This is a genomic window from Streptomyces sp. NPDC107546, assembly GCF_055639175.1.
On record NZ_JBVKBA010000022.1, the window covers coordinates 112,869 to 121,553 of the forward strand.

General features: G+C 70.0%; 10 protein-coding genes. 7 read left to right on the plus strand and 3 right to left on the minus strand.

Going from position 1 to position 8,685, the window contains the following annotated elements:
* Nucleotides 1–12 precede the first annotated feature (12 nt).
* Complete coding sequence (locus ACZ7L1_RS28020) at nucleotides 13–774, minus strand: ATP-binding cassette domain-containing protein (RefSeq protein WP_471440785.1); 762 nt, start codon at nucleotides 772–774, stop codon at nucleotides 13–15.
* Nucleotides 775–991: 217 nt separating this feature from the next.
* On the opposite strand from ACZ7L1_RS28020, the gene ACZ7L1_RS28025 reads away from it, so the two are divergent.
* Both ACZ7L1_RS28025 and ACZ7L1_RS28030 read left to right on the plus strand, forming a co-directional pair.
* Nucleotides 992–2,026, plus strand: a complete 1,035-nt coding sequence (locus ACZ7L1_RS28025; protein ID WP_471440786.1) for a substrate-binding domain-containing protein — start codon at nucleotides 992–994, stop codon at nucleotides 2,024–2,026.
* Nucleotides 2,027–2,078: 52 nt separating this feature from the next.
* Nucleotides 2,079–3,089 (plus strand): ABC transporter permease, encoded by a 1,011-nt coding sequence (locus tag ACZ7L1_RS28030; RefSeq protein WP_471440787.1) that lies wholly within the window; start codon nucleotides 2,079–2,081, stop codon nucleotides 3,087–3,089.
* A gap of 28 nt (nucleotides 3,090–3,117) precedes the next feature.
* On the opposite strand, the gene ACZ7L1_RS28035 is transcribed toward ACZ7L1_RS28030, so the two are convergent.
* Entirely contained in the window at nucleotides 3,118–4,083 is a 966-nt protein-coding gene (locus ACZ7L1_RS28035) for a hypothetical protein (protein WP_471440788.1), read from the minus strand.
* Nucleotides 4,084–4,303: 220 nt separating this feature from the next.
* Between ACZ7L1_RS28035 and ACZ7L1_RS28040 the strand changes: the two genes are divergently transcribed.
* Nucleotides 4,304–4,792, plus strand: a complete 489-nt coding sequence (locus tag ACZ7L1_RS28040; protein ID WP_471440789.1) for a universal stress protein — start codon at nucleotides 4,304–4,306, stop codon at nucleotides 4,790–4,792.
* A gap of 105 nt (nucleotides 4,793–4,897) precedes the next feature.
* Here ACZ7L1_RS28040 and ACZ7L1_RS28045 read toward each other — a convergent pair whose 3' ends face one another.
* The gene (locus tag ACZ7L1_RS28045) at nucleotides 4,898–5,638 is read right to left on the minus strand and encodes a hypothetical protein (RefSeq protein ID WP_471440790.1); all 741 of its coding nucleotides are present in this window, start codon (nucleotides 5,636–5,638) and stop codon (nucleotides 4,898–4,900) included.
* Between the two features lie 321 nt (nucleotides 5,639–5,959).
* Here ACZ7L1_RS28045 and ACZ7L1_RS28050 point away from each other — a divergent pair, with 321 nt between their 5' ends.
* From ACZ7L1_RS28050 to ACZ7L1_RS28065, 4 genes are all read left to right on the plus strand, one after another.
* On the plus strand, nucleotides 5,960–6,646 hold the full coding sequence (locus tag ACZ7L1_RS28050) for a hypothetical protein (protein ID WP_471440791.1): 687 nt from the start codon (nucleotides 5,960–5,962) through the stop codon (nucleotides 6,644–6,646).
* Nucleotides 6,647–6,854: 208 nt separating this feature from the next.
* Nucleotides 6,855–7,316: a hypothetical protein gene (locus tag ACZ7L1_RS28055; protein ID WP_471440792.1), complete on the plus strand. Its 462-nt coding sequence runs from the start codon at nucleotides 6,855–6,857 to the stop codon at nucleotides 7,314–7,316.
* A 102-nt stretch (nucleotides 7,317–7,418) separates the two neighbouring features.
* On the plus strand, nucleotides 7,419–8,096 hold the full coding sequence (locus ACZ7L1_RS28060) for a hypothetical protein (RefSeq protein ID WP_471440793.1): 678 nt from the start codon (nucleotides 7,419–7,421) through the stop codon (nucleotides 8,094–8,096).
* Between the two features lie 154 nt (nucleotides 8,097–8,250).
* Nucleotides 8,251–8,496, plus strand: a complete 246-nt coding sequence (locus ACZ7L1_RS28065; protein WP_471440794.1) for a ferredoxin — start codon at nucleotides 8,251–8,253, stop codon at nucleotides 8,494–8,496.
* Nucleotides 8,497–8,685: the final 189 nt, after the last annotated feature.

Here is an 8,685-nt window from a genome sequence, read left to right on the forward strand (position 1 = left end):
CGCCGTGGCCGGTCAGGGGCTGCTGGTGACGCCGATGATCGAGGACATGATCCGGTCCTGGGGGGTGGTCGGCACGTGGAAGAAGCCGTTGTTGCAGCCGAGCCGCAGCACCGCGGCACGGTCCGCGAGGGCCTTGACGTCTCCCATGTTGTGGCTGATGAGGATGACACCGACCCCGTGCTCGCGCAGTTCGTCGACCAGGTCGAGGACGTGGCCGGCCTGCTGGACGCCGAGTGACGCGGTCGGCTCGTCCAGGAGGACGGCCTTGGGTTCGCCGAGCAACGCTCGGGAGATCGCTACGGTCTGCCGCTGCCCTGCCGACAGGGAGGCGACCGGGGTGTGCATGTCGGGGACGTGGATGCCCATGGCGTCCAGCTGCCGGCGTGCCTCCCTGCGCATGCCGCCCTTGTCCATCAGCCGCAGGAGACGGCCCAGGGCGCCGGGGTGCCTCTGTTCGCGTCCGAGGTAGAGGTTCTCGGCGACATCGAGGCCGTCGCACAGGGCGAGGTTCTGGTACACCGTCGCGATACCCAGGTGCCGGGCGGCCCGGGGCGTGCGGATCTGCACGGCCTGGCCCTCCCATTCGATGACGCCCTGGTCGGCGGGGACGACGCCCGCGATGATCCGGACGAGAGTGGACTTGCCCGCGCCGTTGTCCCCCAGGAGGGCGAGGACCTCCCCCCTGTGGACCTCCAGCTCGACGTCCTTGAGTGCCTGCACGGCGCCGAACCGCTTGGAGATGCCGCGCAGCGCCAGCAGAGGCGGCTCAGTCACGTGAACCTCACCTTCTGCGTACGGCGGTGTGACACCGTACGGCCGGACTGATCACCAGAGTATCCGAGCAGCGCCCTCTTCATTACAAATAAGACATAGAAGGGCAAGAAGGATCACATCCCCCTTACCGGAACATTTACGAATAATCTCGGCTCATGATGGAGGTCACAGAGGCTCGTGTGACGCCGGCCCGCCCCGGCCGGAGGAGGGCTGACCCATGACACACGACCGTGCGGGCCACGAACGCACCCGGCGGCGCCGCCGGCGAGGGGTGACGCTCCTCGTGGTGGGGGCGCTGGTCAGCGGTGCCGCCGCCTGCGGCGGGGGGAACGACAGCGATGGCCAGGGGGCGCACCGGATCACCATCGGCCTGGTGACCAAGACCGAGGCCAATCCGTTCTTCGTGGCGCTGCGCCATGCCGCCACAGCCGCGGCGCACAGGAACGACGCCCGGTTGATCGCTCTCGCCGGCAAGTTCGACGGGGACAACGAGGGTCAGGTGAACGCGGTGGAGAGCCTCATCGCGCGCGGTGTGAACGGCATCCTCATCACGCCGTCGAACACGACGGGGATCCTGGGCGCGATCAGGGAGGCGCGTCGGCAGGGCATCCTGGTGATCGCGCTGGACACCGCGATACAGCCGAAGAACGCGGTCGACGCCACGTACGCGACGGACAACTTCGAGGCCGGTCGCCTGCAGGGGGCGTATCTCAAGGCGCTGCTCGCCGGCCGGGCTCCCAAGGTGTTCATGCTGGACGGCACGCCGGGCTCGGAGGTCAGCCAGGACCGCCACGACGGGTTCCTCGACGGCTTCGGGCTCAAGGACGGCTCGCCAGCGATCGTCGGCCAGGCGAACGCCAACGGCGACCGGAACACTGCGCAGGCCGCGACGGAGAACCTGCTGCTGCGTGCGAGCGACGTCAACACCATCTACACCATCAACGAGCCGGTGGCGGGCGGCACGTACGAGGCCATCACGGACCGGGGGCTGACCCGCCAGGTGTCCATCGGCTCCATCGACGGCTCATGCGACGGGGTCCGTGACGTCAAGGCGGGCACTCTCGCGGCGACCGTCATGCAGTTCCCGGTCAGGATGGCGACCGACGGCGTGGACGCGGTGATCGCTTTTGCCAGGAGCGGGAAGCGGCCGTCCGGTTTCACGGACACGGGCACGTTGCTCATCACGGACAGGCCGGTGCGGGGTGTGCCGTCGCAGAGCACGGCCTGGGGCCTCCAGCACTGCTGGGGATGACGTACTCCAGTCAGCGAGTCACCGAGCGGGGCGAAGGGATCGGAAACAGCACATGAGGTCACCCGTCACCACCCGCGCCGCCGGCGGTGATGCGCGCCCCCGGCCCCGGGACATGCTCCGGTACGCCTTTCGCACGCCGGCCGTCGGGCCGCTGGCGGCTCTGATCGTCGCCGTGGTGGCGTTCGCGGTCACCACGGAGACGTTCCTGACACCGCAGAACCTGTCGCTGGTGCTGCAGCAGTCCATCGTGGTCGGCACGCTGGCGCTGGGTCAGTCACTGATCATCCTCACCGCGGGCATCGACCTCGCGAACGGGGCGATCGCGGTGCTCGGCACGATCGTCATGGCCAAACTGGCCTTCGACGGCGGCAACCCCGTGACGGCACTGGTGCTCGGCCTGGTCGCGGCGACCTTCGTCGGGCTGGTGAACGGACTGCTCGTGTCCCGGCTGCGCCTGCCGCCCTTCATCGTCACCCTGGGGGCGCTGACCGTCGTCTACGCCACCGCCAGACTGTACTCGCAGTCCCGCAGCTATCCGGTGACCTCCGGCCTGCTCGTCTTCTGGGGCAACGGTCTCGACATCGGTGGTGTGTTCCTCACCTGGGGGACCTTTCTGCTCGTGGGCCTGTACGGGTTCTTCTGGTACGTCCTCACCCAGACCGCGTGGGGCCGGCACATCTACGCCGTCGGCAACGCACCCGAGTCCGCCCGCCTGACCGGCATCGACGTACGGCGCACGGTTCTCTCGGTCTACGTCACGGCCGGGTTGCTGTACGGCGTCGCCGCCTGGCAGTCCCTCGGACGTATCCCCAACGCCGACCCCAACTCGTACCAGACGGCGAACCTGGAGAGCATCACCGCGGTGGTCCTCGGCGGCACGAGCCTCTTCGGCGGCCGCGGAAGCGTGATCGGCACGCTCATCGGGGCACTCATCGTCAATGTGCTGCGTTCCGGGCTCACCCAGGCGGGTATCGACAGCCTCTACCAGGATGTGGCGACCGGAACCCTGGTCGTCGTGGCGGTCGGTGTGGACCAGATCCTCCGCAGGAGCGGTCCGCGGTGATGCCGGGGCGCCTCACGGCCGACTGACGTCAAGGTGTGCCGGTCGGTGTGTCCATCGAGTTCGACGGGCCCGTGAGTGTCCGCTGCTGGGGCAGCTTCGCAGCTGACGGCTCGTCATACGGAGTGAGCGGCGCCGTGTCGGTACGTTCGCCGCCGCCCCATACCGACGCCTTGGCGGGCCCGCTTCCGATGCGCAGCACCGCCCACGCCCGTCGCCGCAGGCTGCGGCCGTGTCCGTGGAGCAGTCCCAGGACGATCGCCGCGGCCACCGCGATCAGGTGCTCCCGGCCGGCCAGGTTCGGTATGGCGATGGACTCCCACACCATCGACCCGCCGGTGAGGGTGAACACCACGGGGGCGCGCCGGACGACGGAGAGGTAGGTGAACAGGCCCACGACCGCCGCGGACGGTCCCGTGTCGAGTACCCGCCCGATCTCGGGCGGCAGTCCCAGCCCCCACCAGCCCCGCCCGAGCGCGATCATCACCCGCACGGTGAGGGTGCCGGCGACTGTGGTCGCGTACGCGACGGTCAGTGTGCGGGCGCGGCCCAACGCCAGTTCCGCCAGGGCGAAGGCGAGGAACAGCTGGGTGATGCCGGCCCAGACCGGCAGGTCCAGCGCCGGGACGTACAGCGACACGGGGGTGCGTAACAGGGCCAGCCACAGTGGCAGGTCGGCGTAGACGCCGCCCAGGAGCCGTACCGCCACCGCGCCGGTCGGATGCTGCGCGACGGCGTGGAAGAAGATCACACCGAACGCCGCGACGAAGGCCAGCACGAGCCCGGACAGCCCGCGCCGCAGCAGTTGCCGTACCGGATCGACGACGATACCGTGCCACTCGCCCCGCACCGTGCGCACGAGGAACAGCGCGACGCGGCGCACCGCGGCGGCCGCTCTGCCCGGGGCGCCGTCGCCCGTGGCGGACGGCGCCGTACCGCCACGTGGTCCGCTGCCCCGTGTGCCGTGGTCGTCGGCACGGTTCTGAGGCCTTTCCACCCCTTGACGCAAGGACTTCCCCCCAACGCCCCCAGAGCGCACAATTGTACGGGTCTGAAATCTAGCCCCCCGTCCCGGTGATGCCGGGTTGCGGACCCCGTGTCGCGGTGGGCGGTTCGGGTCGGTGGCCGTTCCGGCCGGGCTTCTTGCCACCCCTAGGCGTTGCGGGGATTCTGCACTCGACCGCCACCCGACCCACCACGCCGCACCGGAGCCGCCCATGAGCGCCGTCGTCTGGATCACCGAAGGGACCTGGCCCGCCTGTGTGGACGCCGCGCTCGGCCGCGCCGCCCCCGGCGAGGAGATCGTGCTGCTGTACGTGCGTGACGACACGGTCGCCGAGACGGCGCACGGCGCGTTCGCCGGGCTCCTGGGCCGTGGTCGTCCCGAGCGGGATCCCGGGCATCGCATCGAGGGGCTGTCGGAGTCGGCCGCGCGGCACCTGCTGGATGCCGCGGCGCTGCGTCTGGGGCGCCCGGCCCGCCAGGTCCTCACCCATGGCCGTACGGAGCGGAAGGTCGTCGAGGAGGCCACCGGCGCGGATCTGCTGATCTGCGCACGGGACGGCGACCGTTCCCGGCTCGGCCCGCACAGCCTCGGCCCCGCCACTCGCTTCGTGGTCGACCACGCACCCTGTCCTGTTCTGCTGGTGTGGCCGGAAGAGGCCCCGTCGACGGAGTTGCCGCCGCCTCCACCGCCTCAACACTGACTCACCATGTCACCGAGGCCCGGACAGACCGGAACCCCGGCCCGATTCCGGCGGGCCGGGGTTCTCCTTGTCGTGTCAGGCGGGTGGCTCGGTCACGACCTCCCGTCAGTCGTTGTGGTCGTGGTCGTTGTCGTTGTCGTGGTCGTTGTCGTGGTCGTGGTCGTTGTCGTGGTCGCGGTCGCGGTCGTGGTCGCGGCCGTAGCCGTCGTGCTCGAAGGCGCTGCAGCGGTCGCCGCGGAAGCCCTCGCCGCCGCCGAAGTCGTCATCCTCTCCGAAGCCCTCGCCGAAGCCACGACCGCCGCGGCGGTCGCAGATCACGCGGAAGCTGCCCACCACGCCGTGCTTGACCTTCACACCACCGTGGACGTTGTGCGGACGCACGCCGTCGCTCTGGCTCCACGGGCCGACGACGGCGATGGGAGCACCGTTGTCGCAGGTGACCCCTCTGAACACCTCGACGGTGTGCCTGCTGTCGTTGACGATGTTGATGCTGTTGGAGCCGAGGCCACTGAGGATCGGCACGCAGCCGTCCGGGATGGCCGGGAAGTCCCGCTCGTTGATGTGGATCCGTCCGATGTGGCGCAGGCGCAGGTGGCGGTGGTGGTGGCGGTAGTGGTGGTGGTGCTCGCCCTCGTTGCCCTTGGCGTTGTTGTTGTTGTCGTTGTTGTTGTTCCCGTTGTTGTTGTTGCCATTGCCCTCGAGAGCGGCGGCCGGGGCGGCGGCCTGCTGGACGACCGAGGCCGAGTGCGCGGGCTCGGAGGCGGCCGAAGCGTAGGTGATGCCAGTGGCCACCAGGGCCGCGCCGGCCGCGATCGCGGCGGTTACTGCAGTGGAACGCGTTGCCATGTCACTTCTCCTGTCTCAGACACGTCGGCTGTGAACCGATGCGAGACTGAAGGTACATATCGCCGCGAAGCTGACCGCATCCGACATACCGACCATATGACGAACTACCCTGTCGGAGTAACGGCCGGTCTTCCGGTCTTCACTCAACAGGGCTGGAGCATCCTCAAGCGCTGATGAGGCGTCAGGGCCGCGCCGACGTACGACTGACCACGGACCGAGGAACAGAGGAACAAAAGTGCCTCCCCTCGCCCGTACCATCTTGTGCACCGGGGGGACACCGTGCAGCAACATCGCCGTAGGCGAGGAAAGGTGAGTCACGCCATGTCCGAGACCACGACCGCGACTTCCGAACTGACATCGCAGTACGCCGCCCAAGTGGCAAGCGATCTCGAGCGCAATGTGAAGGAGCAGGAACGCGTCAGTGCCGAAATCGCCGCTCTGCAGGAGCAGTTGGCGACACTGCAGCACGACCACACGGTGCTGGTGACCATGCAGAACGCACTCGGTATTCCGACGGCACCCGTGGAGCCCGTCGCCGTGCCCGACAGCGCCACGGTCCCGGCTCCGCGGAAGAAGTCCCCTGCCGGATCCGGCACGGGCAGGCAGCCGCAGGCGAAGACGAAGGCCGCCGCCGGGCAGACGCGTGCAACGGGCCGGAAGACCGCCGGCAAGAAAGCCGCGGCCAAGAAGACGGAGGCCAGGCAGGCGGAGCCCGTCAAGACGGAGGCGCCGAAGGCGGGACAGCCCACGCTGGTCGAACTCGTGCGCGCCCACCTCAGCGAGCAGAGTGAGCCGCGTTCCGCCGCGGAGGTCGCCGACGCGCTCGGCAAGGCCCACCCCGAGCGTGGCATCAAGACCACCGTCGTGCGGTCCACGCTCGAAGGGCTCGTGGCCAAGAAGCACGCCCAGCGCACCAAGCAGGGAACCGCTGTCTTCTACACCGCACCGGACGCCGCCGAACCGACCACGGCGAACCAGGCCGAGGACGGGCCGGAGCAGGACCGATAAGGCCGCCCAGTAAGGCTCGTGTCGCCTTCCGGCGATCACTGGGGTCGCCGGTATGGGTGTGATGCGCGTGATGCTGATCGGCGGGACGTCGAATGTCGGAAAGTCCACTGTCGCCCGGGGGTTGGCGGACAGACTCGGGTTCGCGTACCGATCGACGGACGGGCTGGCGCGGCACCCGGGGAGGCCGTGGCGGACTGCGGAGCGGGAGGTGCCGGCGCATGTCACCGAACACTACGCGGCCCTCACGGTCACGGAGTTGACCGAGTCCGTGCTCGGTCACTACGAGCGACTCCGGCCCCGCGTCGAGGAGTTGATCGCAGCCCATGCCGATGAGGACGGCACCGGGCCCGGGCTGGTCCTCGAAGGGTCGGCGCTCCTGCCCGATCACGTCGCACGGTTGCTGGGTCCGAGCACGGGCGCGGTATGGCTCACCGCGGACGTGTCCGTCGTACGGACGCGGGTGTACGCGGCCGGGCAGTACGACGCGGCCACGCCGTCGGAGCGACTGGTGATGGACAAGTTCGTGGCCCGTTCCGAGCGCTTCCAGAGCATCGTCCTCGACGCCGTCGACAGGCTCGGGCTGACCCGCCTCGACGTGGGTGACGGCCGGCCGGTCGGCGAGGTGGCCGACGCCGTGCTCGACGCCGTCGACGTGCGGGACAGGAGATGATCCTCGCCGCGGACGATCTGCCGTTCGGGCGCGTCCCGGTGGCGGGCCTTCCCGCACGGCGGCTTGCTGGTGCCAGGGGGCACCGGAGGGAGTGAGCCGCGTATGACCCAGACCCGGGCGGGGCAGCAGGCGTTGCAGACCCCGCGGGCCGCCGGGCTGGCCGGAGTCGTGTTCGCGCTCCTGCTCGCGGCGGCCATGGTGCTGATCCGGCTGTCGATCCCCCAGGGCGCGGAGTCGGTCACCGTCCAGGGGCTCACCGACCCCACACGGCGCAGCGCGGTGAAGGCGGCGCTCGCGCTGGTGCCGTTGGCCGGCATCTGCTTCCTGTGGTTCATGGGGGCGCTGCGGGCCCGTATGGGCGAGGCCGAGGACCAGTTCCTCGCCACCGTGTTCCTCGGCAGCGGGCTGGTCTTCGTGGCGACGCTGTTCGGGGTGGCCGCCGCGGCCGCGGGCGTGCTGGCCACCACGGACACGCCCGGCGGTACTCCCGGCCTGTCCGCCTGGAATTTCGGCCGCCACTTCGCGTACACGCTGCTGACCGAGTACGCGACGCGGATGGCGGCGGTCTTCACCTGCTCCACTTCGGTCATCTGCCATCGCCTGGGACTCCTGCCCCGGTGGCTCAGTCTGCTGGGTTTCCTCACCTTCCTTACACTGCTGTTCGTCTCGGCCGGTGTGCCCTGGTCGGAGCTGGTGTTCCCGGGGTGGTCGCTCCTCGTGGGCGCCTTCGTCTTCGCGGCGGACCGCAGCCCCCGGCCAGGCACCACCGCGACGTCGTAGCGGGGCGCCGGCCGGTCACCCCTTCGGCGCGCCTCGGCGGGCGCGCCACCGTCCCGTCCGGCGATGCTGGCGTGGGGGAGCTGACCGCCGTCCGACGGTTGCGCCGCGCAGCGGCGGCGGCCACGGACCTGGCCGCCGAAGGGGCGGAGGGCTCATGAGGCTTGTCGTCGATCTCAACAGGTGCCAGGGATACGCGCAGTGCGCGTTCCTCGCACCCGATGTCTTCGCCCTGCACGGCGAGGAGTCGCTGGTCTACAACCCCCACGCCGAGGAGGGGCAGCGGGAGAGGCTGGCGCGCGCCGTGGCGGCCTGCCCGGTGCAGGCCATCCTGGCCGACGGGCTGGACGACGTGGGCGCGGAGCCCGCCGAGGCCGGGCAGGAGACGCCCCATGCCCGCTGAGGACTTCCTTCAGTGACTCCTCCCCCTCATGAATGAGGGGGCTTCTCGCTATGCCGGTGCGGCTTCGCGACGGACCAGCCCGGCCCGTAGGACGTTGACAGCGCCCACCGTGTCCGCGTGCGCGTTGTGGCCGCAGGCGACGCAGTGGAACTTCTCCTGTGCGGGCCGGTTCTCCTTGGCGGTGTGCCC